Source organism: Streptomyces sp. WAC00040 (genome assembly GCF_056835925.1).
This window is the reverse complement of the sequence record NZ_JAKQZE010000003.1, coordinates 759,127-784,359: the sequence shown is the minus strand read 5'-3', so window position 1 is coordinate 784,359 and position 25,233 is coordinate 759,127. Positions and strand designations below refer to the sequence as shown.

Genomic DNA, 25,233 nt, shown 5'->3' with positions numbered 1-25,233 from the left:
GATGGCCATGAGGGCCACGTGCGCGTGCACTCGTGTTTCCGGTTCGTGGCTCGGCGGTCGCGTGATGTCACGCGGACACGGGCGGCCTCTCTCCGCCGGCCGTATCGAGCAGCAGCTTCGCGGCCACCGTCGCACCGTCGGTAAGGACCTTGCCGGCCATGGCCCGCGCCCGGTCGCGGGTCCCTGGCGCAAGGGCCGTCGCGAGCGCCGCCGACAAGGACTCGAAGGTCGGGGCAGGACCGTCGTGCGCCGCGCCGATGCCCAACTCGGCCACCCGGCCCGCCCAGTACGGCTGGTCCACCGACTGAGGCACAACCACCTGCGGTGCGCCGGAACGGGTGGCCGTCGTCGTGGTGCCCGCGCCGCCGTGGTGCACGACGGCGGCCACCCGGCCGAACAGCGCCTGGTGGTTCGCCTCGCCCACGGCGAAGCAGTCGTCGTGGTCGTCGATCAGTGCCAGATCGGCCCAGCCGCCGGAGACGAGTACGCGGCGGCCCTGTGCGCGGACGGCCTCGACGGCCACGCGGGCGGCGTCCGGCGAACCGTGCAGGGGCATGCTGCCGAAGCCGACGTACACCGGTGGTTCGCCCGCGTCGAGGAACGCCTCCAACGCGTCCGGGAGCGGGCGTTCGTCCGGCAGGAACCACGCGCCGGTCTGCACCACATCGAGATCCGCGGGCTCCAGCCACGGGTCGAGGACCGGGTCCGTCGCCAGCCACGGGCGGTCGCCGACCACGTAGTCGCGGACGTGCTCCACCGGGGGCAGACCGATCGACGCCCGGTGGATGTCGAGCGCCTCGCCGAACAGCGCGTCGATGCTCTGCTTGTCCAGATCCCACAGCACCCGGTTGTCGGTCACGTCCGGCGGGAAAGGCCTGCCCGCGTACGCCAGCGGCGAGTGGTACGGCGAGGGCAGGGTGAGCTGCTGGAAGGTCACGGACACGGAGCGGATGCCCAGTTTCTCGGCCACCGACAGCGCGCCGGCCGCGGCCGGCATCGGGCCCGTCGCCACCAGAACGTCACATCCCTCGGCGGCCGCGGGGATCGCATCGAACTGACCGGCGATCAACGCGGCCGCGCGCTCGGGCAGGGACGCCGGCGCCGGTGCGGCCGTCGTCAGCGCGCGCGCCGACGGGCCGACCGGCACCATCGGTACGTCCACGCCCGCCAACCGCTGAGCGAAGTCCTCGTCCGGCGGCGCGCACACCCGTACCTCGGCGCCCAGTTCCCGCAGCCGCACCGCGAGTCCCACCAGCGGTTCGACGTCACCGCGCGACCCGTACGTCGACAACAACACTCGCATTTCGTGACTCTCGCTTCCGCAGATTCCGGCTCAGGCCGGAGATTCTGCGTCACGACAGGGGCCTTGCCGCAAGCCCCCCAGTGCGCTATACCTTGAGAGTGGCAAGGAGTGGGCACAGCCCCCTTGCCCTTTTTCGTACCTCCGGACGGAGAGTTCCGGACCTGCAGCCCCGACGGGCAGCTTCGTCTCTCCGGACGGACAACCCGCCGGACGCGGATGCAGGTCGCGGGGAGCCGGTCAGTCGATCTGATCGCAGATGTCCGTCGTCGATCCATGGGCCATGGTGACCTTCTTGTAGCCGGACGGGCTGATGTCCAAGGTGTAGACGCCGTCCACGACGTACAGGCCCCGGTCGAGATTGCCGGCGCCCTCGCCGACCCCGACCAGTACCGGGCCGAGCACCGACCAGAACTGGGAGCCGTCGGTGCGGTAGTCGACGACAGCCGCGCCGCTGACGTCCGCGTGGTAGGAGTCGCCCGTCTCCTTGTTGGTGACCCGCACGATCAGGTCTCCCTTGTAGGCGACCAGTTTCGGCCTTCCGTCGGGGTGGCTGTCCAGCACGCGCCGGACCACCTCGTCCACGACGGGTTCGCCGTGGACGGGGAAGTCGCAGCGCAGGCCCGCCGCGACGTCCCAGGGCGCGGACGGCGCCGGCTCCCAGCCGGTGTCGAGGCCGGCGGCGAGTCCGGCGTCGACACCGGCGGACCGCGCGGCGGGCGCGGCGGCGGACGCGGGCGCGGCGCCTATGAGTGTGGTCGCGGCAACTGCCGCCAGGGCAAAGGCGATTCGTAGCATGGAGACTCCTTGAAGAGGTGGTCCGACCGAGACGTGACCGGGCCGGGAAGGACCGGACCGGGCAGTGGCCCCGCTGTCCGCCCCAGCCTGTCCCCGCCGTCTGACCACGCCCTCACCACCGCTGTGCACCGTCGCGCCCGCCAATTAGGCTCGCGGCTGCCATGGAGTTCCAGCTGCTGGGTCCGTTCGAGGCCCGTCACGAAGGAGAGCGTGTCCCGGTGGGCAGCCGCCGCCAGGAGCGCTGCCTGCTGTCGATCCTCCTGCTGGAGGCGGGACGGGTCGTGACCACCGGCCGTCTCATCGAACTGCTGTGGGACGGCGACGGGCCCACGTCCGCGCGGGGCACCGTCCACACCTACATCGGCCGACTCCGCGCCCGGCTGGGCGCGTACGGGGTCCGCGTCGAGACACGCCACGACGGTTACGTCCTCGACCCCGGCGTCCACGCGGTCGACGCCCACGAGTTCACGGACCTCGCTCGCCGCGCCGGGGGCGTTGCCGACGCGGCCCAGCGGGTGCGCCTGTTCGACCGGGCCCTCGGGCTATGGCGGGGGCCGCTGCTCGAAGACGTCGCGGACGACGGACTGCGTGAACGGCTCGGCGGGTCACTCGACGAACTCCGGCTGTCCGCGCTGGAACAGCGGGCGGAGGCCCAGCTGGAGCTCGGTATGCACGACAGGGTCGTCACCGACCTGACGCCGCTCGCCCGCGCGCATCCCGGCAGGGAACGGCTCGTCGCCGCGCAGATGACGGCCCTGTACCGGAGCGGCCGGCAGGCGGACGCACTCGAGCTGTACCGCGTCACCCGCAAGTCGCTGGTGACCGGCCTGGGCATCGAGCCCGGCGCCGCGCTGAACACCCTCCACGACCGGATGCTGCACGGCGATCCCCGGCTGAACCGCCCGCCCGCGCCCCTCTACGCGGCACGGGTCGACGAGGAGTGGCTGCCCTGGACCACCAGCGGCCATCCGGCGCTCGAGTTCTGCAACACCTACGCCGGCTGGGGCGGGCCGGGCCTGCCCGGATCGGAATGGCTGCGCAGCTACCGGACGCTCGCCGTCTGGGCGAGGCATCTGGATCTCGCGGAGGACTGGCTGGTGACCGGGCTGCTGAAGCGGGCGCGGCAGCGGCCGGACGAGGCCGCGGCCGTTCTGGAGGAGGCGCGGGAGTTCCGTGCGCAGCTGTACGCCGCTCTGACCGGTCCCGACGACGCGAGGGCGTTCAAGGCGGTGGCGGATGTCGCGGAGGACGCCGCGAAGGAGTCGGTGTTCGTCCGAGGCGAGGACGGCCTCGGCCACTGGCGAATGTCCCCGTCCGCCGGTCTGCGGCTGCCGGTACTCGCCGTGGCCCGCAGCGCCGCCGAGCTGCTGGCGGACCCGGGGAGGTTCACCGTCCGTGCCTGTCCCGGTGCCGACTGCGGTTGGCTGTTCCAGGACAGTAGCGGCCGGCGTAGATGGTGCAGCCTCCGGACCTGCGGAAAAGAGACGTCTGCGCACTGAATGAGACAATGATGTCTCACATGGTCTATGCTTGTCCCATGGCCATGGATCGAGACCACGTGCTGCGCGCCGCCGCCGCCCTCCTCGCCCGGAAATCGACCGCCACCATGGACGAGGTCGCCCGGGCCGCGGGCATCGGCCGCGCCACCCTGCACCGGCACTTCGCCGGCCGTGACGCGCTCGTCAGGGCGCTGGAACAGCTCGGCATCCAGGAGTTCGAGGCGGCGATCGACCGGGCCCGACTCGACGAGGACGGCGCCGCCGAGGCTCTGCGCCGGCTGATCAGCGAGATGCAGCCGGCGGCGGACCTGCTGGCCTTTCTCTACAGCGAGAACCAGCTCTTCGAGGGCGACGAGATCAACGAGGGCTGGGCCCGCCTCGACGCCCGCGTCTCCGACCTGTTCCGGCGAGGCCAGAACGAGGGCGAGTTCCGCATCGATCTGACACCGGCCTGGCTGACCGAGGCGTTCTATGCCCTTGTCGGCTCCTGCGCCTGGGCCGTCATGGACGGCCGCGTCGCCAAGAAGGACTTCCAGCACATGACCGCCGAGCTGCTGCTCGGCGGAGCACTACGGAGAGTGGATCAATGAGTAGCACCGTCCGGCTCACGGCAGGGACGGACGAGACCGTGTACCGCCCCGGCCGCTGGCTGGCCCTCGCGGTCCTGGTCCTCGCCGTCCTCCTCGTGGCCGTCGACGCCACCGTCCTCGGCCTCGCCACCCCGTTCCTCAGCGAGGACCTGGCGCCGACCGGCACCCAGCTCCTGTGGATCGGCGACGTCTACTCGTTCGTCATCGCCGGACTGCTCGTCTCCATGGGCAGCCTCGGCGACCGCATCGGCCGCAAGAAGCTGCTGCTGAGCGGAGCCGTCGCCTTCGGAGCCGTGTCGGTTCTCAACGCGTACGCCACCACCCCGGAGATGATGATTCTCGCGCGGGCGCTGCTCGGCGTCGCCGGCGCGACCTTGATGCCCTCCACGCTGGCGCTGATCCGCAACATCTTTCACGACCCCAGGGAACGCAGCTTCGCCATCGGCATCTGGGGCGCCGCCGCGTCAGCGGGCGCGGCAGTGGGCCCCGTCGTCGGCGGCTTTCTGCTGGAGCACTTCTGGTGGGGCTCCGTCTTCCTGATCAACCTGCCCGTGATGGCGGTCCTCGTCGTCGTCGGCGTCAAGCTCCTGCCGGAGTCGAAGAACCCGGTCACCGGCCCGTGGGACCTCCTCAGCGTGGCCCTGTCCCTCGTCGGCATGGTCGCCGTCGTCTACGCCGTCAAGGAGGCCGCCACTCACGGGGCGAGCTGGGAAGCGGGCGTGGCGGCACTCGCCGGCGCCGCCGGCCTGTACGGCTTCGTCCGCCGGCAGCTCACCCTGAGCGCGCCCCTGCTCGACATGCGGCTGTTCCGGCACCGCGGATTCTCGGGCGCGGTGCTCGCCGACCTGCTGACCATCCTCGGCCTGTCGGGTCTCGTGTTCTTCCTGTCCCAGTTCCTGCAACTGGTCCAAGGGCGCGCACCGTTCGAGGCGGGACTGGCGGAACTGCCCGCCGCGATCGGCGCGGTGGCGACCGGGCTGGTCGCGGGCCGGGCCGCCCGCCGGTTCTCCGTACGGTCCGTCGTCGCCGGCGGCCTGGCCGCCGTCGGGCTGGCCCTCGCCGTGCTGACGCTGCTCACCGGGTCGACCGGCTACCCGCTGCTCGGCGCGTCGCTGCTGGTCGTCGGCGCGGGCGCGGGATTCTCGTTCACGGTCACCGCGGATGTGATCCTCTCCAGCGTTCCCAAGGAGCAGGCCGGAGCCGCGTCCGCGGTGTCGGAGACGGCGTACGAGCTGGGCGCGGCGCTCGGCATCGCAGTGCTCGGCTCGATCGTCACCGGCGTCTACCGCGGCTTCACCGCGCCGGACGGTACGCCGTCGGACGTGGCCGCGGCCGCCCACGAGTCGCTCGGCGGCGCGGTGGAGGCCTCGGCCGCCCTCCCGCCGGCCCGCGCGGAAGCCCTGGTCACGGCGGCGCAGGAAGCGTTCACCGAGGGCTTGCGGATGGCTGCGGGGGTGGGGGCGGTCGTGCTCCTCACCACGGCGGCGGTGGCGTGGTTCCTGCTGCGGGGGCAGAAGCTGGCGGAGGACGTCGAGCACTGACGGGGTCGGCGGCGCGGGGTGCTGCCTGCGGCGTGCCTTTCCCCTCCCCGCCCCTTCCCGAACCGGGGCCTGCCCCGGTTCGGGAAGGGGCGGGGAGGGGTTGGGAAGCGGCTTACGCCGCCTTCGCCTTGGTCGCGTACATGTCCACGTACTCCTGCCCCGACAGCCGCATGACCTCCGACATCACCGAGTCCGTCACCGCCCGCAGCACATAGCGGTCACGGTCCATCCCCTCGTAGCGCGAGAACTCCATCGGCTTCCCGAAGCGGAGCGTGACCCGGCCGGGCCGGGGCAGGCCCGCGCCGCCGGGCTGGAGCTTGTCGGTGCCGATGACGGCGAAGGGGACCACCGGCGCGCCGGTCATCAGGGTGAGGCGCGCGATGCCGGTACGGCCCCGGTACAGACGGCCGTCGGGGGAGCGGGTGCCCTCGGGGTAGATACCGAAGATCTTGCCCTCCTCCAGCACCCGGCGGCCCGTCATCAGCGCGGCCACGCCGCCGTTGGCGCCGTCCCGGTCGACCGGGATCATGCCGCAGCCGGTGAAGAACCAGGCCATCGCGCGACCCTTGAGGCCCTTGCCCGTGACGTACTCGTCCTTGCCGATGAAGTACACCGGGCGGTCGCAGACCAACGGCAGGATCATGGAGTCGATGAAGGTGAGATGGTTCCCGGCGAGAATCACGGCCCCCGTCCCGGGGATGTTCTCCGCCCCTTCCACACGCGGGCGGAACATCAGGCGCAGGATCGGCCCGAGCACTGCCTTGATGAGCGTCAAGCGGGACAACGGGTCCTCCGGTGTCATGGGACGGGCGGTTATGACCGGTGAAGTCTGTGCAGGTGAGGACGATACTCGCGGGTCGCCCTCGCTCGCACATCGGGTTCACCGAGGTGATACGCAGTGTTGACGTGTGTTTCCGACGCGTTCGCGCAGGGTCTGCCGCAGGTAAGAGGTAACTGCCTACCATCAGGCGTTGCTTGGCAGGTGCGGGACATCACACGCGGTACATCACATGGAGGAACGTTTCATGACACACGGTGCGAGCAGCAGTCCGGCGCGTCGGAGCGTGCTGGGAGCCGCGGTCCTCACCACCGCGGCCCTCGGGGCCGGTGCGGGCGCGGCGCGGGCGGGTGAGCGCACCGGCGCTGTCCGCCCGTCCGGCGAGGACCGGGGCTCCCTGCCCGTCCCCACCGTGATCGCCCACCGCGGTGCCAGCGGATACCGGCCCGAGCACACCATAGGCGCGTACCAGTTCGCCCTCGACATGGGCGCGCACGTCATCGAGCAGGACCTGGTGCCCACGAAGGACGGGCACCTCGTATGCCGTCATGAGAACGACATCACGGGCACGACCGATGTCGCCGCGCACCCCGAGTTCGCCTCTCGCCGGACCACCAAGTCGGTCGACGGCGTCAGCCTCACCGGCTGGTTCACCGAGGACTTCACGCTGGCCGAGCTGAAGACGCTGCGTGCCAAGGAGCGGATCCCCGGCACCCGGCAGGAGAACACCCTCTACGACGGCCGCTGGACGGTGCCCACCTTCGAGGAGGTGCTGCAGTGGGCCGAGAAGGAGGGCCGCCGCCGCGGCCGCCCCGTGTGGCTCTACGTCGAGACCAAGCACCCCACCTACTTCCGGAACATCGGTCTCGGTCTGGAGGAGCGCCTGGCGAAGCTGCTGCGCCGGTACGGGCGGCACCGCGCGAGTTCCCCGACGTTCCTCCAGTCCTTCGAGCTGACGAGTATGGAGCGCATGGCCCGTCTCGTGGGCACTCCGCGTGTCGTCCTGTTGTGGACCCCGGACGACCGCCCGTGGGACTTCCGCGAGTCGGGCGACCCGCGCACGGTGGCAGATCTGGTCGAGCCGGACGGCCTGGACTGGATCGCGGGCTTCGCCCAGGGGATCGGCCCGCTGCTGGACCTCGTCATCCCCAAGGACGCGAACGGCCGGCTCACCGAGCCCACGACGCTGGTGCGGGACGCCCACGCGCGGGGCCTGGTCCTGCACCCGTACACGATGCGCAACGAGAACAGCTTCCTGCCCGCCGACTTCCGGCGCGGCACCGATCCGAACGCGTACGGCGACGTCTTCGGTGCGTACAAGGCGTACTTCGCGACGGGCATCGACGGCATCTTCACCGACAACCCGGACACCGGCCTGCTGGCCGCGTCCGACTTCACCGCCTGACACCGGCGGCCGGCGGCGCCGGCCTCCCGGGCCTGTGCATCCGCGAGGTTGACGCCCCGTCACGGGCGCGGCACGGGAAAGGGGCGCCGACGGCGCCCCGTACGGGTGATCGCGCCCCGGCCGGGCAACCACGGCCGGCCCCGGGCCGTCCCGCCCGGCATGACCGTTCTCGAAGAGCCCCCCACCTCCGGACAGGTCGTCGGCGCCCTCAAGGCGCTCGTGAGCGCGGAGGCGACGGCGGAAGCGCCAGGCGCCGCCATGGAAGCCGGCGACCTCGAACAGGCCGTGTGGGTACGGCTCCTGGAACGCCTCGGCGACGGCGGCCCGCCGCCCGACGCCGCCCGCTGGGTCAAGGCCGCCGTACGCGCGGAAGCCCGCCGTGCCCGCCGGACGGCCGCACGCGAACTCCCGTACCGCCACGAGCCCTCCGCCGACCCCGCGGGCGGCCCCGAGCGCGCCGCGCTGCTGGAGGAGCGGCGCCGGGTACTGCGGGCGGCCGTCGCCCGCACCCCCGGGAACTGCCCCCGTCTGCTGACTGCGATGTTGGCGCCGCACGACCCCACCTACCGGGAAATCGCAGGGACGTTGGGTATCTCACAAGGAAGTCTGGGGCCGATGCGTTCCCGTTGCCTGGGATGTCTGCGCAGAATGCTGGCGGCAGAGGTTGCAGCTCCTGAACATCGGGGAAAGGAGCGGTAGACAACCGGCGGTGACAGGTGAGCGGGAGGCGTGCGCACATGGGCATGAGCGTGACCATCTCGGCGGCGGCGGAGACCGACGCGGAGCACATCCTCAAGCTGCAGTATCTGTGCTATCAGACCGAGGCCGAACTCTACGGCGACTACGGCATCGAGCCCCTGACCCAGTCGCTCGCCGACCTCCGCGCCGAGATCACCCAGGGGCCGGCGCTCGTGGCCAGGCTCGGTGACGAGGTCGTCGCCTCCGTGCGCGCGAGCGTCGATGCCACGGGGACGGCCCGTATCACCAAGCTCATCGTCCATCCGCGGATGCAGCGCCACGGTCTGGGCGGCAGGCTGCTCGACGCGATCGAGGCGCGCTTCGCCGGGGACCCGGCCGCCAAGCGGTTCCAGCTGTTCACCGGCCACCGCAGCGAGAGCAATCTGCGGCTCTACCGCAGCAGGGGCTACGTCCCGGTCTCCCGCGAGGAGGTCGGCCCGCGGCTGACGTTGGTCACACTGGAGAAGGAGACCTCCGCCGGCGCGTACGTCGCCAGCGCCTGACGGCCCGCCGAACCGCGCCGCACCGCTGTGCGTCAGCCGCGTGCGCGGCGCAGCCAGAGCATCCCGGTGACCGGAAGCAGCACCGGGATGAAGATGTAGCCCATCCCGTACTCGGACCACACGGTCGAGTCGGGGAACGCCGAAGGGTCGAGGACCGTCCACGTCCCGACGATCAGGACGCCCGCCAGCTCGGCGGCGCAGCACACCAGCGCCGCCTTGCGGGCCGTCTCGCCGCCCCGCACCAGCGTGTACGTGATGAAGGCGTACACGACGGCGGCGACGGCCGACAACACATGAGCGAGCGGTGCGCTGCCGAAGTCGGTGAGGATCTGGTAGACGGAGCGGGACACGGCGCCGACGGACATCACGCCGTAGAGCCAGACCAGCAGCAGTCCCGGGCCCGCGACCAGCTTCGCCGGCCGCTTCGCGTCCGTGGTGGGCTCGGCCATCGTCAGCCTCCCCAGATGTCGTGGAGCCGGACCTCGAGCACCGCGAGCACCACCGCGCCGGCCGCCACCGTCGCGGAGCCCCAGCGGGTCCGCTCCGCCAGAGAGAGGAAACCGGCCGCGGGCACCGCGAGGGCCGAACCGATCAAGTAGGACACGAAGATCGCCGTGCCCTCCGACGCCTCGTCGCCCTGCGCCAGCCGCACGATCCCCACGACCAGTTGTGCGAACGCCAGCACCGTCACCACGGCCATACCGATGAAGTGCCAGTCCTTGGTGGGCTGGTCCTTGTAGGCGGCGAAACCGCACCAGGCGGCGAGGGCGAGCGCGGTCACACCGACCGCGACCGTCAGGGCGTCAAGCATGGGCTCGAGGGTATTACGGGCCGCGGGCCGCGATGCGCCCGGCCCCGGGCGCACGGCCGGCAGCGCACCGTCGTTCCCTGGCCCACTCGCGGGCGTGCGGCCGGCACGGGGTCCCGGCGGTAGCCCCGCGCAGGGGCGTGCGGGCGGTGCTCCGACCGTGGTCTTGACCACAGACGTCGACCGCTACGGCCCGCCGGGCGCCGCCCGGGCCCCCTGCCCAGGCAGCGTGTCCGCGCAGGTCACGACGGGGGGAGCCGGTCCCGGTGGGACCGCTCGCAGAGATCACGGCTGCGGACGGAACTGTCCACATGGCGCAACCATGATGTCCGCTATGCGGACAAGCCCGGTTCGGTCGCCCGCCCGTCTGTTTAACTTGCAGCCATGACCACGACGAGCAGCCGCATCCTTGCGACCGAGGCGAACACGACGCCCGGTGCTCGCCGCATGTGTCGAATGTGCGCCATCTGAGGGCCCCTGCCTGAGCCTCGCGCCCCGAAGCGAGACCGACAGCCGCGCCGCGTCCGAACGTCCCCGGAGATCAGGAACGCCTCGGACCGAGCCTGCCCCGCGCACGCGTTGCCCCGGCCACCAGCCGAACCAGCCGCGCCGCGTCGGAACCGAAATGCCCCGTGCCCGGCGGACACATCGCCGTGCACTCGACAGTGACGGATACCCCTGTGATCACCACTACGGGCCTTACCAAGGTCTACCAGTCGCGCGACGGCCGCGAGGTCACCGCTCTGGACGGCGTCGACCTGCACGTCCGTGAAGGCGAGGTCTTCGGCGTCATCGGCCAGAGCGGCGCCGGCAAGTCCTCGCTGATCCGCTGCGTCAATCTCCTCGAGCGCCCCACCTCCGGCACCGTGACGGTCGCCGGAACGGACCTCACCGCCCTCGCCGGCCGCGGCCGCCGCGCCTCCAAGGAACTGCGCGAGGCCCGCAGCCGCATCGGCATGGTCTTCCAGCACTTCAACCTGCTGTCCTCGCGCACCGTCAAGGGCAACGTCGAACTGCCCCTGGAGATCCTCGGCGTCCCCGGCGACCAGCGCTCCCGCAAAGCCCTGGAGCTGCTCGACCTGGTGGGTCTCGCCGACAAGGCAAAGGCCTACCCGGGCCAGCTCTCCGGCGGTCAGAAGCAGCGCGTCGGTATCGCCCGCGCCCTCGCCGGCGACCCGAAGGTGCTGCTCTCCGACGAGGCGACCAGCGCCCTCGACCCCGAGACCACCCGCTCGATCCTCCAGCTGCTGCGCGACCTCAACCGACAGCTCGGCCTCACCGTGCTGCTGATCACGCACGAGATGGACGTCGTCAAGACGATCTGCGACTCGGCCGCCCTGATGAGGAAGGGGAAGATCATCGAATCCGGAACGGTGAGCGAACTGCTCGCCACCCCGGGCTCCGAGCTCGCCCGGGAGCTCTTCCCCGTGGGTGGCGACGCCTCCGGCCCCGGCCGCACGGTCATCGACGTCACGTTCCACGGCGAGGCCGCCACCCAGCCGGTCATCTCGCAGCTGTCGCGCACGTACAACATCGACATCTCGATCCTCGGCGCCGCGATGGACACCGTCGGCGGCAGGCAGATCGGCCGGATGCGCATCGAGCTCCCCGGCCGTTACGAGGAGAACGTCGTCCCCGTCGGCTTCCTGCGCGAGCAGGGACTCCAGGTCGAGATCGTCGGCCCCGGCCCCGCGCGCGTCCCGGCGCAGAACACCCCCGAGCCGGTCAAGGAGGTCGCGAAGTGACCTGGTCCGAGATGCAGCCCCTGCTCAGCCAGGGCACCTTCGACACCCTTTACATGGTGCTCTGGTCCACCCTCGTCACCGTGGCCGGCGGACTGCCGCTCGGCGTGCTGCTCGTCCTCACGGACAAGGGGGGACTGCTGCAGAACACCCCGGTGAACAAGGTCGTCGGCGTGATCGTGAACATCGGCCGCTCGCTGCCGTTCATCATCCTGCTGATCGCGCTGATCCCCTTCACCACCCTCGTCGTCGGCACCTTCATCGGCCCCACAGCGATGATCGTGCCGCTCGCTGTCGGCGCCATCCCCTTCTTCGCGCGCCTCGTCGAGACGGCGATCCGCGAGGTCGACCACGGGCTCGTCGAGGCCGTCCAGTCCATGGGCGGCTCCGTCCCCACCATCGTGCGCAAGGTGCTGCTCCCACAGGCCCTGCCCTCACTCGTCTCCGCCGTCACCACCACCGTGATCGTCCTCGTCGGATACTCCGCGATGGCCGGCGCGGTCGGCGGCGAAGGCCTCGGATCCAAGGCCGTCACCTACGGATTCCAGCGCTTCGAGACGCAGTTCATGCTCATCACGGTCGTGATCCTCATCGCCATCGTCACCGTCGTCCAGCTCATCGGCGACGGAGCCGTACGGCTGCTGGCCCGCCGGGGTCGCGCCGCGAGCTGAACCCCCCGAACCTTCTCCCCACACAGCCCGCACTCCTTGTCCGGGCGTTGTTCCACCACCAGAAAGAGGCACTCTTCGTGCGTAAGAACATCAAGCTCGCCGCGGCCGCCACCGCCACCGCCGCGCTCGCCCTCGGTCTCACCGCCTGCGGCACGGCCTCCGACCCGGGAGCCGGCGCGGACGGCGGCGGCAAGGCCGACGCGTCCAAGGCGCTCGTCGTCGCCGCGTCCCCGACGCCGCACGCCGACATCCTGAACTACGTCAAGGACAACCTGGCGAAGAAGGAAGGCCTCACCCTCGAGGTCAAGGAGTTCACGGACTACGTCCTGCCCAACACCGCCACCCAGCAGGGCCAGGTGGACGCCAACTTCTTCCAGCACAAGCCGTACCTGGACGACTTCAACAAGAAGAACAAGACGACCATCGTCCCGGTCGTCGACGTCCACCTCGAGCCCCTCGGCCTCTACTCCAAGAAGGCCGAGGACCTCAAGGACCTCAAGGCCGGCCAGACGATCGCCGTCCCCAACGACACCACCAACGAAGGCCGCGCGCTGGCGCTGCTCGCCGACAACGGCCTGATCACCCTCAAGGAAGGCGCCGGCACCGACGCCAAGCTCTCCGACATCGCCGACGCCAAGGGCCTGAAGTTCAAGGAGCTCGAGGCGGCGACGCTGCCCCGCGCCCTGAACGACGTGGACGCCGCCGTCATCAACGGCAACTACGCCATCGAGGCCGACCTCAAGCCCGCCCAGGACTCCCTGGCCCTCGAGAAGGCCGAAGGCAACCCGTACGCCAACTTCCTCGCCGTCAAGGAGGGCAACGAGGACGACGCCCGCGTGCAGAAGCTCGCGAAGCTCCTCAACTCGCCCGAGGTGAAGAAGTACATCGAGGACAAGTACGACGGCTCAGTCGTCGCCGCCTTCGGCGCTGCGGGCTGAGAACCCGCGCACCCGTCAAGTGACGCTCAAGAGAAGCTACTTGACTCCGGCCCCGTGCACCTACCAAGGTGCGCGGGGCCGCCTCGTACCGGCACCCGGCCAAGCGCGGCCCGGACCCGATGTTGCATGCTGTGCCTTTACGGCCAACACGCCGTCAGGTTCGACCCGTAAACGACAGTCTTCGGCATGGAGCTGCGCATGACTACCACCTTCCCGGACGTGTCCATCAGCACGGAGCGGTTGGTGCTGCGCCCCTACGAGGAAGCCGACATCGCGGCCCACACCGAGATGATGAACGACGAGATGGTCACCGCCTGGACCTCCGTGCCCCACCCCTACACGGCGGCCGACGCCGAGGACTGGGTGCGCAGGATCGCTCCTGCGGAGCGCACGGAAGGCCGCGGCATCGTGCTCGCCGTCACCGAGTTCCTCACCCAGCGGCTCGTCGGCGTCGTGCACCTGCAGAACACCAACTGGCGCACCCTCTCCACCGAGGTCTCCTACGTCACCGCCCCCTGGGCGCGCGGCGAGGGCTACGCGACCGAGTCCGTGCTCGCCGTGGCCCGGTGGCTGTTCCGCAACCAGAAATTCGAGCGCATGGAACTGCGCACCGCCGCCGACAACACCGCCTCCCAGCAGGTGGCACAGAAGATCGGCTGCATCAGCGAAGGCGTCCTGCGCAACGCCTGGATAGCGCGCACCCGGCCCGACGACGGCACCGGCGCCTGGGTGGACATCCGCACCGACCTCATTGTCTGGAGCCTCCTCCCGGAGGACCTCGAGGCCGACCGCCTCGCGGAGGCGGGCTACGCCTCCTACACCGACTGGAACTGACCCTCCCGGGCGTAACGACACCCCTCCCGAGGGCAGCCCGACCGGTCCGCCAGGTACCCTCACGTGCGACGCGTACCCGCGGAACTGCTCCGACCTGCGACAACCCCAGGAGACTGACGACGATGGCCGACCGGGTCACGGTGATCGGCTGGGACGGTTCGCCACTCACCCGAGCGGCCAGGTCCGCCCTCTCCGCGGCCACCCTGGTCGCCGGCGCCGCCCATCATCTGGCGCTGCCCGAAGTGCCGCCCGGCGCCGAGCGCATCCGCCTCGGCAGCGTCGGCCTCGCCGCCCGCCGGATCGCCGGACACCGCGGAAGCGCCGTCGTCCTCGCCGACGGCGACCCCGGCCTCTTCGGCGTCGTCCGCACCCTGCGCGCTCCCGAGTACGGCCTCGAGGTGGAGGTCGTCCCCGCCGTTTCCTCCGTCGCCGCCGCCTTCGCCAGGGCGGGCATGCCGTGGGACGACGCACAGATCGTCGTCGCACACCGCCGTACGCTGCGCCGGGCCGTCAATGTGTGCCGCGCGCACACCAAGGTCGCCGTCCTCACCTCCCCGGGCGCCGGCCCCGCCGAACTCGCGCTGCTGCTCGACGGCATCCATCGCACCTTCGTCATCTGCGAGGAACTGGGCACCGACCGCGAACGGGTCACCGTCCTCACCTCGGACAAGGTCGCCGACCACATGTGGCGCGACCCCAATGTCGTCATCGTCATCGGCGGCACCGCCGGTCCCGCTCCCCTTACCGGGACCGGCGGCTGGATCGCCGGACGGGACCCCGGTTACCCCCCGGCGGTACGAGGCTGGGCCCTGCCGCCCGCCGAGGCGCCCACTCGCGGCGAGGGCGAGTTCACCGGCCTGCGGGCCGCCCAGCTGGCCCGGCTCGGACCCCGCACCGGCGACCTCGTGTGGGACATCGGCTCCGGCAGCGGCGCACTCGCCGCGGAGGCGGGCCGGTTCGGCGCGGCTGTGATCGCCGTCGACAACGACCCCGAGGCGTGCCGCCGCACCGAGGCGGCGGCACGGCGCCTCGGCGTCCAGGTCCAGGTGGTGCACGGGCGGGCCCCGCACGTTCTCGAGCGGCTGCCCGAACCCGACGTCGTACGGATCGGCGGTGGGGGAGTGCCGGTCGTCACCGCCGTCGCCGACCGCAGGCCGCAGCGCATCGTCGCCCACGCGTCCACTCGGGACGAGGCGGAGGCCATCGGCGCCGCGCTCGCCGCCGGCGGATACGGCGTCGAATGCGCCCTGCTCCAGTCCGTCGAGCTGGACACGTCCGACTGGTCGGAGCGGGAACGCTCCGTTGTCTTCCTGCTCTGCGGAAGGCAGCCCGACCCTCGCCCCCGGCCCCCCTCGACGGACGGTCCGGGGTAGGCTGGCCGATTGTTGTACCGCAGCCGGGCGTTCGTCGCTTCGTTCGTCAATGTCCGGAAAAGGGAGCCATTTTGGTTCCCGCATGTGGTACGTCGATACCGGGGGGTCGCGCGACGTGGCGCAGCCCACAGCGAACCGCGGCGGATCTTGCTGCCGCAGTGGCGAACGACCGCGACAATGCTTTGGTCCGTGGGTCGATCGTGCCGCGCGGCGCACACGCTCGTTCTTGTTCAAGGGCGTCAGGTGTGCCGCTGTCGGACGCCCCGGGCGAAGGGCGAAGGAGCAACCGATGGGCGAGGGGTACGCGCATGACTGACACCGGCCAGATCCCGGGCGAGGGGCTGCCGGAGGACGCAGGCATGGTGGAGCAGCCGGGCGTCCCCGCTCCCGGCACGTACACCTTCCTCGAACCCTCCGAGAACAGCCCGGAAGAGGACGACCTCCTGCTGATGCCCGGCGCACAGGGGGCGTGGAGCGAGTCCCACCAGCACGTGCCCGCCGCCCAGCCGGCGCCCGTCGGCGACCAGTACGCGGCCGCGCCCGCACCGGCGACGGCGCACCAGGACGGGGCGACGCAGCACCACAGCGGCGAATACCAGGTGGACTACGCCGCCGCCGGTTACCCGGCACAGGACTACGCGGCCGCCCCGGCGGTGCACGGAGTCGAGCAGGCCGCGCCCGCCCCGGCCGTCACGGCGTACGCGGAGCAGCCGGCGGTGCAGAACGCCGCGGCGCCCGCCCCGGCCTTCGTCGAAGTGACCCCGGCGGCCCAGGCGGCCGACGCCACCCCGCCGCAGGAGCCGCAGGTCCACGAGGTCCGGTCCCCGGAACCGCAGGAACAGGCCTTCCAGCCGCACGACCCCCAGCAGGCCCCGGCCCAGGCGCAGGAAGCTGCCGCCCAGGAGCCGTTGGCGCAGGTGCAGGGCACCATGTCCGTCGTCCCCGGCGGGGCGCCGGCAGGCCCGGAGGCCGTCGTGGGCGAGGCGGGCTCCGACTCCGGCCACGCGGCCCCGGTCGCGCAGGAGGCGCCGGCCGCACAGCAGGAACAGGCCCCCGCGCCGCAGGACAGCGGTGCCCACGAGGCCGGCGGCCGTGATTCCGGAGCCGTCGACCTCGGTGCCGTACGGACGCCGGCCGCCGCCACCTCCGCCATGCCGACGCCCGCGCGCCGGCCGCTCCACATGGGTCCGCCCGTGCCCGACACCTCGAGCGGCGTGGTCCGTTCGCTCGCCGACCGCGGCCCGGCCGGTACGCCGCCGCACCCGATGGTCATCCGCTCGGCCGCGGCGCAGTCCGCCACCACCGGCGTGGAGTACCTTGACGTGCCGCGTGAGGAGCCCGCCGCCGAACTGCCCGGACCGCAGCTCGGTGAGATCCCTCCGCCGGCCGGTGCTCCGTGGGACCCCCAGCCGCCGCGGAACCAGGCGCCCGTCGCGGGGCCGGGGGTGCCCGCAGAAACGGTCGTCCCGTCGGGCGCGGCGGCCGAACTGGCGAACGCGGAAGCCACCGTGCCCGCGCCCAGGACCGGCGACGTCGAGCAGCGGCCCGCCGCGGAGGGGGAGCCGGCCGTGGCGCCCGCGCCGGCCGAGCCGCAGCCGCATGCCGAGGCCGTTGCCGAGAGCCAGGATGTCGTGCACGAACCCGCACCCGAGTCCGTCGAACCCGCCGCGCCCGAGGCCGCCGCGCCCGAGGCCGCGGTGCGGGAAGCCGCGGTGCGGGAAGCCGTGACCGAGCCGGTCGCCGAGCAGCCTCCCGTCGAGCCCGCGGCCGCCGCGCAGGCACAGGTCGTGGCGCCGGAGGCCCCGGCTCCCGCGGTCGTGTCCGAGCCGGTGGCCGTCGCCCCCGAGGCCGCCGTGCAGGCAGCGCCCGCGGAGCCGGGCGAGCCCTCGGCGGACGTCGCTGCGGCGCCCGTCGAGGCGCCGGAGCCCGGTGACGTCTCCGCCCCGGCCGTCCCGTCGGAGGAGGCCGCCACCGCACCGGCCGCCGAAGTCCTTCAGGCCGAGGCCCCTCAGACCGACGTCCCGCAGGAGCAAACTCCGCAGGCCCAGGCCCCTGAGGCCGAGGCTCCGCAGGTGGAAGCCACGCAGGACCACGTGAACCGCGCCCCCGCCCCGGCGGACGCCGACCCGTCGGCGCAGTCCGTCGGGGAGGACGCCTCCCCGGCCGCCGCGGGGGCTCCCGAGGAGGGCGGGTCGCCCGAGCCGCAGCCCGCCGCCGCGACGCCCCCCGCACCCGGTTACGACGACGCCGAACGCGAGGCCGTCCTGCGCGTCATGCGCGAACGCCGAGACATCCGCAACGGCTTCCGCAGCGACCCCATCCCGCACGAGGTCCTGCTGAGGGTCCTCGAAGCGGCGCACACCGCGCCCAGCGTCGGCCACTCCCAGCCCTGGGACTTCGTCGTCATCCGCTCCGCGGAGACCCGCCGGACCATGCATGAGTTGGCGCAGCGTCAGCGCGAGGCGTACGCCAAGTCGCTGCCCAAGGGCCGGGCCAAGCAGTTCAAGGAACTCAAGATCGAGGCCATCCTCGACACCCCGGTGAACATCGTCGTCACCGCCGACCCCACCCGTGGCGGCCGCCACACCCTCGGCCGGCACACCCAGCCGCAGATGGCGCCCTACTCGTCCGCCCTGGCCGTGGAGAACCTGTGGCTCGCGGCCCGCGCCGAGGGCCTCGGCGTCGGCTGGGTCTCCTTCTTCGACGAGCGCGAGATGGTGCGCACGCTCGGCCTGCCCGAGCACCTCGAGGTCGTCGCCTACCTCTGCGTGGGGTACGTCGACGAGTTCCCGGAGGAGCCCGAGCTGATGCAGGCGGGATGGTCCAAGCGCCGCCCGCTTTCCTGGGTCGTGCACGAGGAGACCTACGGACGCCGTGCGCTGCCCGGCGAGGAGCCGCACGACCTGCTCCAGGAGACCGTCACCAACATCCGCCCGCTCGACGCCAAGGCGCTCGGCGAGTCGTGGGAACGCCAGAAGCGGATGACCAAGCCCTCCGGCGCCCTCGGCATGCTGGAGATCATCTCCGCGCAGCTCTCCGGCCTCTCCCGGATGTGCCCGCCGCCGATCCCCGAGCCCGCGGCCGTCGCGATCTTCGCCGGTGACCACGGGGTGCACGCCCAGGGTGTCACCGCCTGGCCGCAGGAGGTCACGGGCCAGATGGTGGCCAACTTCCTCGGCGGCGGGGCGGTCTGCAACGCCTTCGCGAACCAGGTCGGCGCCGAGGTCTGCGTCATCGACGTCGGCGTGGCCTCCGACCTGCCGGCCACTCCCGGTCTGCTGCCGCGCAAGGTGCGGCCCGGCACCGCCGACTTCACCACCGGCCCCGCCCTGACCCGCGAGGAGGTCCTCTCCGCGATCGAGGTCGGCATCGAGACCGCCCGCGACCTGGTGGCCGCCGGCAACAAGGCGCTGCTGACCGGCGAGATGGGCATCGCCAACACCACCGTGTCCGCGGCGCTCATCTGCGTGTACACGGGTGCGGACCCGTCGGAGATCACCGGACGCGGCACCGGCATCAACGACGAGATGCACGCCCGCAAGGTCGACGTCGTCCGCCGCGCGCTCGAGCTCCACCAGCCCGACCCGGCTGACCCGATCGGCGTCCTGGCGGCCGTCGGCGGCCTCGAGCACTGCGCGCTCGTCGGACTGATCCTCGGCGGCGCCTCCCTGCGGACCCCGGTGATCCTCGACGGCGTCAGCACGGGCGCGGCGGCCCTGGTCGCCCGCGCCGTGGCACCGGAGGCGCTCGCGGCGTGCATCGCGGGCCACCGCAGCGCGGAGCCCGGCCATGTGGCGGCCCTCAACAAGCTGGGTCTGCGCCCCCTGGTCGACCTGGACCTCCGCCTCGGCGAAGGCACGGGCGCCCTGCTGGCGCTCCCGGTGGTCCAGAGCGCCGCCCGGGCGATGCACGAGGTGGCGACCTTCGACTCGGCAGGCGTCACGGAGAAGTAGTCCGAGGTCCGGCCCGCGCATCCGGTCCACAGTGGACCGGATGCGCGGTGGCGAAGGCGCCGGAGGCAACCGTTCCGCAACGGTCCGGTCCGCCCTTCACGCCGGGGCCGTATCGTGTTCGCCAGGACCCTCACCCGTTCCCACCAGCCGCTTCACCGTCGCAGCGGCCTCACTCCCGCATCGCACCGCCCGAGGAGCCGCATCGCCATGGCCGAGCACGTCCCGCACGCCGAGCACCCCGCCTACCCCGTCGGCCTCCGACTCGCCGGGCGCCGCGTCGTCGTCATCGGCGGTGGGCAGGTCGCCCAGCGAAGGCTCCCCGCCCTGGTCGCGGCCGGTGCCGATGTCACCCTGATCTCCCCTTCCGCTACGCCGTCCGTCGAGGCAATGGCCGAGTCCGGCGAGATCACCTGGACCCGCCGCCGCTACGAGGACGGCGACATCGCCGACGCCTGGTACGCCCTGGTGGCCACCAGCGACGCCGACGCCAACGCCCGCGCCTCCGCGGAGGCCGAGCGCACCAAGACGTGGTGCGTCCGCAGCGACGACGCCGACGCCGCCACCGCCTGGACCCCGGCGACGGGCCGCAGCGACGGTGTGACCGTCGCCGTCCTCACCGGCCGCGACCCGCGACGCTCCGCCGCGGTGCGCGACGCGATCGTCGAGGGCCTGCGCGACGGCACCCTCGCCGCGCCCCACCACCGCAGCCGCGCCCCGTTCGTCGCCCTCGTCGGCGGCGGCCCCGGCGACCCGGACCTGATCACCGTCCGCGGCCGCCGGCTGCTCGCGGAGGCGGACGTCGTCATCGCCGACCGGCTCGGCCCGCGCGACCTCCTCGACGAACTTCCGCCGCACGTGGAGGTCATCGACGCCGCCAAGATCCCGTACGGGCGGTTCATGGCGCAGGAGGCCATCAACAACGCGCTCATCGAGCACGCGAAGGCCGGCAAGGCCGTCGTCCGTCTCAAGGGCGGCGACCCGTACGTCTTCGGCCGCGGCATGGAGGAGGCGCAGGCGCTCGCGGAGGCGGGCATCCCGTACACGGTCGTGCCCGGCATCTCCAGCTCCATCTCCGTCCCCTCCGCCGCCGGCATCCCCGTGACCCACCGGGGCGTCGCCCACGAGTTCACCGTCGTCAGCGGCCATGTCGCGCCCGACGACCCGCGTTCGCTCGTCGACTGGAAGTCCCTCGCCCGCCTGCGCGGCACGCTCGTGATCCTCATGGGCGTCGACAAGATCGGCGCCATCGCGGAGGCCCTCATCGCGCACGGCAAGGCACCCGAGACGCCCCTCGCGCTCGTCCAGGAGGGAACGACCGCTGCCCAGCGCCGGGTGGACGCCACCCTCGCCACTGTCGCGGAGACCGTCAGGGCCGAGGACGTGCGGCCCCCGGCCGTCATCGTCATCGGGGACGTCGTCGCCGTCGGCACGCGTAAGTAACCACCGGTAACCCGAGCTTGCGGGAACCGTTGGCACCGCACATCCAAGAAGGCAGTATCACCCTGTGGCCGATCTCATCACCATCGACGACCCCGACGATCCCCGCCTGCGGGACTACACGGGCCTGACCGACGTCGAACTGCGCCGCCGCCGCGAACCCGAAGAGGGCCTGTTCATCGCCGAGGGCGAGAAGGTCATCCGCCGCGCCAGACAGACCGGCTACGAGATGCGTTCCATGCTGCTCTCCGCCAAGTGGATCGACGTGATGCGCGACGTCATCGACGAGGTCCCCGCGCCCGTCTACGCGGTCGATCCGGCCCTCGCCGAACGCGTCACCGGCTACCACGTCCACCGCGGCGCGCTCGCCTCCATGCAGCGCAAGCCGCTGCCCGACGCGGCCGAACTGCTCGGCACGGCCCGCCGGGTGGTCGTCATGGAGTCCGTCAACGACCACACCAACATCGGCGCCGTCTTCCGCAGCGCGGCCGCCCTCGGCATGGACGCCGTGCTGCTCTCACCGGACTGCGCCGACCCGCTCTACCGCCGTTCCGTGAAGGTCTCCATGGGAGCGGTCTTCTCCGTTCCGTACGCACGCCTCGACGCCTGGCCGAAGGGCCTCGAAGCGGTCCGTGAAGCGGGCTTCCGGCTGCTCGCCCTCACCCCGGACGAGAAGGCCACCTCCATCGACGAGGCGGCCCCCCACCGCCTGGAGCGGGTGGCGCTGATGCTGGGAGCCGAAGGGGACGGGCTGTCCACCAAGGCCCTCATGGCCGCCGACGAGTGGGTGCGTATCCCCATGTCCCACGGCGTCGACTCGCTCAACGTGGGCGCGGCGGCTGCGGTCGCCTTCTACGCGGTCGCCACCGGCCGCCCCGGAGCCTGACCCGTCACAGCTTCTGGGCGGCCGCGATGCCCAGCGCGACGATCAGCGTCACCACGAAGAAGACGGTGATCCGCTGACGCAGCAGCCGGGGATTGGCCGGCCGCCGGCCCGTCGAGGTGGTCCGCACCCCCGGTCTGGTGCCCGGCCGGCCGTTGGTACGGGCGGTGCCCCGCGGCTGCTGGGGCCGGGACCCGCCACCGGTGCGGGACGACGTCTGCGGCCTGGGCAGCGACCCGTCCGTACGCCGCTCCATGCGCTCGGTGCGATCCGCACGCTCCGGATACCGCGCCGTCGGCCGGTTGAGCTCGACCCGTTCCCGCTGCACGGGCGGCCGGGCGTCATGCAATCCCTGTGCCTCCCTGGCCGCGATCTCCTTGAGCCGCATGGACAGTTGCAGCGTGCTCGGCCGCTCCTCCGGATCCTTCGCGAGGCATGCGGAGACCAGCGGCGCCAGCGCGTCGTGCACCCCTTGCAGCTGCGGCTCCTCGTGCACCACCCGGTACAGCATCACCTCGGAACTGCCGTGCCCGAAGGGCGAGTCCCCCATCGCCGCGTACGCCAGGGTCGCCCCCAGAGCGAACACGTCGGTCGCCGGCGTCACCGCCGCACCGCGTACCTGCTCGGGCGCGAGGAAACCGGGCGACCCCACGGCCGTGCCCACATGCGTCAGGGTGCTGGCGCCGGTCGCCCAGGCGATACCGAAGTCGATGATCCGCGGCCCCTTGGGGGACAGCAGGATGTTGGACGGCTTCAGGTCACGGTGCACCACACCGGCCTCGTGGACCGCCACCAGACCCTCGGAGAGCGCGGCACCCACCGCGGCCACGTCGGCGGCCCGCAGCGGACCCTCCTCGACCACCTTGTCGTGCAGCGACGGCCCCGGCACGTACTGCGTGGCGAACCACGGCCGGTCCGCCTCCAGGTCCGCCGCGACCAGCCGGGCCGTGCAGCCCCCGCGGATACGCCGCGCCGCCGACACCTCGCGCGCGAAGCGCGAACGGAACTCCTGATCCTCCGCCAGGTCCGGCCGGATCACCTTCAGCGCGACCCGCTGCCCCCGCCGGTCCGAGCCCAGGTACACGACGCCCATGCCGCCCGCGCCCAGCCGCCGGTGCAGCCTGAACGAGCCGACGACACGCGGGTCCTCGCGCCGGAGCCGCATCATCGCCATGTCCGTCCCCTACCTACGGTGGGGAGGCCCCACCCCGCTGCCCGGTCGTCCGCTTTTGACGTGGCACAGCTTACGTACCCCCGCGCCGGTGCGCTCATAGGCCGCGCCCTCCCGACCGGATCGTTTGTCAGTGCCGGGTGGGAGAATTGAGCAGTGGTCAGCGGAGGGCGGATCCCTCTCCCCTGACCCGTGCGTGATCTCAACGGTCAGTCGCAGAAGGGGGATTGGATCGATGAAGGGTGACCGCGTGGAGATAGTCGTGGACGCGGGAGACACAACCCGTACGTATGAAGTGGTGGCAAGCCGGGCGGGCCGCAGGGTCGAGACGGCGGTGCGTAGAGGGGTGGTCGAAGTGAGCGAAGTCACCCGTTCCGGGTCTGTCGTCCGGACGGCCCGATTCATGGCCACTCGGGTGCTTGCCCTGGTGGAGCAACCAGTCCCGCGGGCCGACACCGCGGAGTGACGCACGCCCCCTCCGGGAAGACCCCAACTCCCCGCCCACCGTCTCCACCCAGGGGAGTACGCCGGGGGGTGACGGCTCATCCTCGGGGAGGCCCGGCAATCGGTACGAGGGCATGACGTCCGGGGCCTTCGGTTTCCCTAATGTTGATGTCAAGCGGCGGGTGCAGCACTCGTCCCCCGAGGTCAGACACCCGCCGCTGCCAACCACGACAGGAGAAGGACGATGGCGGACACGGCAACGCGGACACTGATCCGCACGCAGGGACGCAAGGCATCCGCCGCGTTCGGCGGCCGCCAGTCCGGCACGCGCCACCCTCTGGTGGCGACGGCCATGGTCCTTCCCCTCGCGGCACTGCTGGTGGTCGTCTTCGGCGGCTGGGACGCAGTGGTCACACAGGCGTCGTCCGTAGGCGTGATGCTGGGGCGCTGAACGGCGCCCCGGGCCCGGAAGAGCGGTCCGGGCCGGGGACATCCGGCCAACAACCCCGTGGGGACGGGGGTGCGGCGGACGGCAGTGATGGCCGGTCAGCTGGGGAGCTGACCGGCCATCGCGCATGCCGCCCACCGGCGCGCATCCGCGGGCCCCGCATCTCTGCCTTCCACCCTGCCTCCCACGCACGCGCCCTCCCGGCCCACCGCCACCCGCACCCGGCACCCCTCAGGAGGCCCGGCCCCGCCCCACTCAGAATGTCGGCGCCCCGGCGGACCGCACCGGCCCCGCCCGACCGGGCGCCCGCCCCCGATACGCTGCACCCGTGACCGCCTCAGTCGTCCGCGCCCTCGCCACCGTCGCCCGCGACGCCGCCCACCTGGTCACACCCCGCGGCTCCTGCCGCGCCTGCGGCGCCCACGACGCCGAGACGCAGACGCTCGCCGACCGCCCTGACGGCATCGTCGTGCGCCATGGCGCGGCCGTCGCGAAGGCCCACGCTCGCGACACCGACCGGGCAGCGCACGAGATACGTGTCGCCCTGGCGGCCCACCCCGCGCTGGCGGGAATCCTGCTGCCGCCGCTCCCGGCCGGCCCCCTGGCCGGAGCAGGTCCACTCCCGAGCGAACCACGCCCCGTCACGACCTGGCCCTACGGCCTCCCTGTCGACCCCGCGGACCCGGATGCCGCGCCCTGGGAGGAGGCCGCGGTCCTGCTGGCGCGCCTGCACCGCGTCGCGCCGTCCCGGCTGTCGTGCGCAGCCCCGGGGAACGCCACCGCCGCCGACCCGCCAGCCACCACCCCCGGCAGCACAGCCCCCCTCCCACCCATGCGCGGTCCCGCCAAGGCCGCCGCCGCCGTGGCCCGCATGGAGGCGGCCGCGCAGGACCACCCGGCCGCGCGCGGCGTGCGACGCGCCTGGGAGCGCCTGCCGGCCTGGGCGCGGGGGGAGGCGCCGTCCCCGCGCCGGGACGCGGTGTGCCACGGTGACCTGCACCTCGGCCAGCTCGTGCGCCATCCCGCCCCGGACGGCCCGTGGTTGCTGATCGACGTGGACGACATGGGGCTGGGCGACCCGGCCTGGGACCTGGCCCGCCCCGCTGCGTGGTTCGCGACCGGCCTGCTGGCGCCGGAGATCTGGCAGCGGTTCCTCGGCGCGTACACCGCCGCGGACGGCGGTGCTGTTCCTTCCGTCGGCGACCCGTGGCCCCAACTGGATGTGCCCGCTCGGGCGCTGACCGTTCAGACCGCGGCGCTCGCTCTGGCGAAGTCGGCAGCGGAGGGGCGTCAACCGGACGAGGTCGAGCGGGCGGTGCTGGACGCCTGTACCCGAATCGGGACACTGTGACCCGAGTTGGGGTTCGATGCTCCGTCGT

The 25,233-nt window shown here is 72.4% G+C and carries 23 protein-coding genes; 17 read left to right on the top strand and 6 right to left on the bottom strand.

The window, feature by feature from the left end:
* Nucleotides 1–67: 67 nt before the first annotated feature.
* Nucleotides 68–1,303, bottom strand: coding sequence for a glycosyltransferase (locus MDN94_RS29025; protein WP_482728821.1), 1,236 nt, complete (start codon nt 1,301–1,303; stop codon nt 68–70).
* A 237-nt stretch (nt 1,304–1,540) separates the two neighbouring features.
* Nucleotides 1,541–2,098 (bottom strand): hypothetical protein, encoded by a 558-nt coding sequence (locus MDN94_RS29020; protein ID WP_482728820.1) that lies wholly within the window; start codon nt 2,096–2,098, stop codon nt 1,541–1,543.
* 161 nt (nt 2,099–2,259) lie between these two features.
* On the opposite strand from MDN94_RS29020, the gene MDN94_RS29015 reads away from it, so the two are divergent.
* From MDN94_RS29015 to MDN94_RS29005, 3 genes are read left to right on the top strand one after another with little or no spacing between them, the layout of a single operon-like run.
* On the top strand, nt 2,260–3,597 hold the full coding sequence (locus tag MDN94_RS29015) for an AfsR/SARP family transcriptional regulator (protein WP_482728819.1): 1,338 nt from the start codon (nt 2,260–2,262) through the stop codon (nt 3,595–3,597).
* A 38-nt stretch (nt 3,598–3,635) separates the two neighbouring features.
* On the top strand, nt 3,636–4,187 hold the full coding sequence (locus MDN94_RS29010) for a TetR/AcrR family transcriptional regulator (RefSeq protein ID WP_482728818.1): 552 nt from the start codon (nt 3,636–3,638) through the stop codon (nt 4,185–4,187).
* Nucleotides 4,184–5,728: an MFS transporter gene (locus MDN94_RS29005; RefSeq protein ID WP_482728817.1), complete on the top strand. Its 1,545-nt coding sequence runs from the start codon at nt 4,184–4,186 to the stop codon at nt 5,726–5,728. The genes MDN94_RS29010 and MDN94_RS29005 overlap by 4 nt, the downstream gene beginning before the upstream one ends.
* 112 nt (nt 5,729–5,840) lie before the next feature.
* On the opposite strand, the gene MDN94_RS29000 is transcribed toward MDN94_RS29005, so the two are convergent.
* Complete coding sequence (locus MDN94_RS29000) at nt 5,841–6,503, bottom strand: lysophospholipid acyltransferase family protein (protein ID WP_402249858.1); 663 nt, start codon at nt 6,501–6,503, stop codon at nt 5,841–5,843.
* A gap of 250 nt (nt 6,504–6,753) precedes the next feature.
* On the opposite strand from MDN94_RS29000, the gene MDN94_RS28995 reads away from it, so the two are divergent.
* The 3 genes from MDN94_RS28995 (at nt 6,754) to MDN94_RS28985 (ending at nt 9,152) form a co-directional block, all read left to right on the top strand.
* Nucleotides 6,754–7,911 carry a glycerophosphodiester phosphodiesterase gene (locus MDN94_RS28995; protein WP_482728816.1) on the top strand — a complete coding sequence of 386 codons (1,158 nt, stop codon included), beginning with the start codon at nt 6,754–6,756 and terminating at the stop codon, nt 7,909–7,911.
* A 159-nt stretch (nt 7,912–8,070) separates the two neighbouring features.
* A complete protein-coding gene (locus MDN94_RS28990; protein ID WP_482728815.1) occupies nt 8,071–8,610 on the top strand; it encodes a sigma-70 RNA polymerase sigma factor region 4 domain-containing protein in 540 nt (179 codons plus the stop codon).
* Between the two features lie 38 nt (nt 8,611–8,648).
* Nucleotides 8,649–9,152, top strand: coding sequence for a GNAT family N-acetyltransferase (locus MDN94_RS28985; protein ID WP_482728814.1), 504 nt, complete (start codon nt 8,649–8,651; stop codon nt 9,150–9,152).
* A 32-nt stretch (nt 9,153–9,184) separates the two neighbouring features.
* Here MDN94_RS28985 and MDN94_RS28980 read toward each other — a convergent pair whose 3' ends face one another.
* Nucleotides 9,185–9,601 carry a hypothetical protein gene (locus MDN94_RS28980; protein ID WP_441265334.1) on the bottom strand — a complete coding sequence of 139 codons (417 nt, stop codon included), beginning with the start codon at nt 9,599–9,601 and terminating at the stop codon, nt 9,185–9,187.
* Between the two features lie 2 nt (nt 9,602–9,603).
* Complete coding sequence (locus MDN94_RS28975; protein ID WP_441265333.1) at nt 9,604–9,963, bottom strand: hypothetical protein; 360 nt, start codon at nt 9,961–9,963, stop codon at nt 9,604–9,606.
* Between the two features lie 677 nt (nt 9,964–10,640).
* Here MDN94_RS28975 and MDN94_RS28970 point away from each other — a divergent pair.
* From MDN94_RS28970 to MDN94_RS28935, 8 genes are all read left to right on the top strand, one after another.
* A complete protein-coding gene (locus MDN94_RS28970; RefSeq protein ID WP_482728813.1) occupies nt 10,641–11,705 on the top strand; it encodes a methionine ABC transporter ATP-binding protein in 1,065 nt (354 codons plus the stop codon).
* Entirely contained in the window at nt 11,702–12,373 is a 672-nt protein-coding gene (locus MDN94_RS28965) for a methionine ABC transporter permease (protein ID WP_159693773.1), read from the top strand. The genes MDN94_RS28970 and MDN94_RS28965 overlap by 4 nt, the downstream gene beginning before the upstream one ends.
* 77 nt (nt 12,374–12,450) lie before the next feature.
* The gene (locus tag MDN94_RS28960; protein ID WP_482728812.1) at nt 12,451–13,311 is read left to right on the top strand and encodes a MetQ/NlpA family ABC transporter substrate-binding protein; all 861 of its coding nucleotides are present in this window, start codon (nt 12,451–12,453) and stop codon (nt 13,309–13,311) included.
* Nucleotides 13,312–13,497: 186 nt separating this feature from the next.
* The gene (locus MDN94_RS28955) at nt 13,498–14,145 is read left to right on the top strand and encodes a GNAT family N-acetyltransferase (RefSeq protein ID WP_482728811.1); all 648 of its coding nucleotides are present in this window, start codon (nt 13,498–13,500) and stop codon (nt 14,143–14,145) included.
* Between the two features lie 122 nt (nt 14,146–14,267).
* Nucleotides 14,268–15,518 (top strand): precorrin-6y C5,15-methyltransferase (decarboxylating) subunit CbiE, encoded by a 1,251-nt coding sequence (gene cbiE / locus MDN94_RS28950; protein WP_482728810.1) that lies wholly within the window; start codon nt 14,268–14,270, stop codon nt 15,516–15,518.
* Between the two features lie 308 nt (nt 15,519–15,826).
* Nucleotides 15,827–19,471: a nicotinate-nucleotide--dimethylbenzimidazole phosphoribosyltransferase gene (gene cobT, locus MDN94_RS28945; RefSeq protein WP_482728809.1), complete on the top strand. Its 3,645-nt coding sequence runs from the start codon at nt 15,827–15,829 to the stop codon at nt 19,469–19,471.
* A gap of 207 nt (nt 19,472–19,678) precedes the next feature.
* Nucleotides 19,679–20,911 (top strand): uroporphyrinogen-III C-methyltransferase, encoded by a 1,233-nt coding sequence (gene cobA / locus MDN94_RS28940; RefSeq protein ID WP_482728808.1) that lies wholly within the window; start codon nt 19,679–19,681, stop codon nt 20,909–20,911.
* 64 nt (nt 20,912–20,975) lie between these two features.
* A complete protein-coding gene (locus MDN94_RS28935) occupies nt 20,976–21,794 on the top strand; it encodes a TrmH family RNA methyltransferase (RefSeq protein WP_482728807.1) in 819 nt (272 codons plus the stop codon).
* A 4-nt stretch (nt 21,795–21,798) separates the two neighbouring features.
* On the opposite strand, the gene MDN94_RS28930 is transcribed toward MDN94_RS28935, so the two are convergent.
* Entirely contained in the window at nt 21,799–22,965 is a 1,167-nt protein-coding gene (locus MDN94_RS28930; protein ID WP_482728806.1) for a serine/threonine-protein kinase, read from the bottom strand.
* 232 nt (nt 22,966–23,197) lie between these two features.
* Between MDN94_RS28930 and MDN94_RS28925 the strand changes: the two genes are divergently transcribed.
* The 3 genes from MDN94_RS28925 to MDN94_RS28915 all read left to right on the top strand — a co-directional run bounded on the left by MDN94_RS28925 (nt 23,198) and on the right by MDN94_RS28915 (nt 25,205).
* Nucleotides 23,198–23,428: a hypothetical protein gene (locus tag MDN94_RS28925; RefSeq protein ID WP_441265325.1), complete on the top strand. Its 231-nt coding sequence runs from the start codon at nt 23,198–23,200 to the stop codon at nt 23,426–23,428.
* 222 nt (nt 23,429–23,650) lie between these two features.
* The gene (locus MDN94_RS28920) at nt 23,651–23,857 is read left to right on the top strand and encodes a hypothetical protein (protein WP_159693780.1); all 207 of its coding nucleotides are present in this window, start codon (nt 23,651–23,653) and stop codon (nt 23,855–23,857) included.
* Between the two features lie 325 nt (nt 23,858–24,182).
* Nucleotides 24,183–25,205 (top strand): phosphotransferase, encoded by a 1,023-nt coding sequence (locus MDN94_RS28915; RefSeq protein ID WP_482728805.1) that lies wholly within the window; start codon nt 24,183–24,185, stop codon nt 25,203–25,205.
* Nucleotides 25,206–25,233 lie beyond the last annotated feature (28 nt).

Excerpts from the sequence above, each read along its gene's own strand:
- MDN94_RS29025 (WP_482728821.1), bottom strand. The coding sequence starts at position 1,303 with ATGCGAGTGTTGTTGTCGACGTACGGGTCGCGCGGTGACGTCGAACCG.
- MDN94_RS29020 (WP_482728820.1), bottom strand. The coding sequence starts at position 2,098 with ATGCTACGAATCGCCTTTGCCCTGGCGGCAGTTGCCGCGACCACACTC.
- MDN94_RS29015 (WP_482728819.1), top strand. The coding sequence starts at position 2,260 with ATGGAGTTCCAGCTGCTGGGTCCGTTCGAGGCCCGTCACGAAGGAGAG.
- MDN94_RS29010 (WP_482728818.1), top strand. The coding sequence starts at position 3,636 with ATGGCCATGGATCGAGACCACGTGCTGCGCGCCGCCGCCGCCCTCCTC.
- MDN94_RS29005 (WP_482728817.1), top strand. The coding sequence starts at position 4,184 with ATGAGTAGCACCGTCCGGCTCACGGCAGGGACGGACGAGACCGTGTAC.
- MDN94_RS28995 (WP_482728816.1), top strand. The coding sequence starts at position 6,754 with ATGACACACGGTGCGAGCAGCAGTCCGGCGCGTCGGAGCGTGCTGGGA.
- MDN94_RS28990 (WP_482728815.1), top strand. The coding sequence starts at position 8,071 with ATGACCGTTCTCGAAGAGCCCCCCACCTCCGGACAGGTCGTCGGCGCC.
- MDN94_RS28985 (WP_482728814.1), top strand. The coding sequence starts at position 8,649 with ATGGGCATGAGCGTGACCATCTCGGCGGCGGCGGAGACCGACGCGGAG.
- MDN94_RS28980 (WP_441265334.1), bottom strand. The coding sequence starts at position 9,601 with ATGGCCGAGCCCACCACGGACGCGAAGCGGCCGGCGAAGCTGGTCGCG.
- MDN94_RS28975 (WP_441265333.1), bottom strand. The coding sequence starts at position 9,963 with ATGCTTGACGCCCTGACGGTCGCGGTCGGTGTGACCGCGCTCGCCCTC.
- MDN94_RS28955 (WP_482728811.1), top strand. The coding sequence starts at position 13,498 with ATGGAGCTGCGCATGACTACCACCTTCCCGGACGTGTCCATCAGCACG.
- cbiE (WP_482728810.1), top strand. The coding sequence starts at position 14,268 with ATGGCCGACCGGGTCACGGTGATCGGCTGGGACGGTTCGCCACTCACC.
- cobT (WP_482728809.1), top strand. The coding sequence starts at position 15,827 with ATGACTGACACCGGCCAGATCCCGGGCGAGGGGCTGCCGGAGGACGCA.
- cobA (WP_482728808.1), top strand. The coding sequence starts at position 19,679 with ATGGCCGAGCACGTCCCGCACGCCGAGCACCCCGCCTACCCCGTCGGC.
- MDN94_RS28930 (WP_482728806.1), bottom strand. The coding sequence starts at position 22,965 with ATGGCGATGATGCGGCTCCGGCGCGAGGACCCGCGTGTCGTCGGCTCG.
- MDN94_RS28925 (WP_441265325.1), top strand. The coding sequence starts at position 23,198 with ATGAAGGGTGACCGCGTGGAGATAGTCGTGGACGCGGGAGACACAACC.
- MDN94_RS28920 (WP_159693780.1), top strand. The coding sequence starts at position 23,651 with ATGGCGGACACGGCAACGCGGACACTGATCCGCACGCAGGGACGCAAG.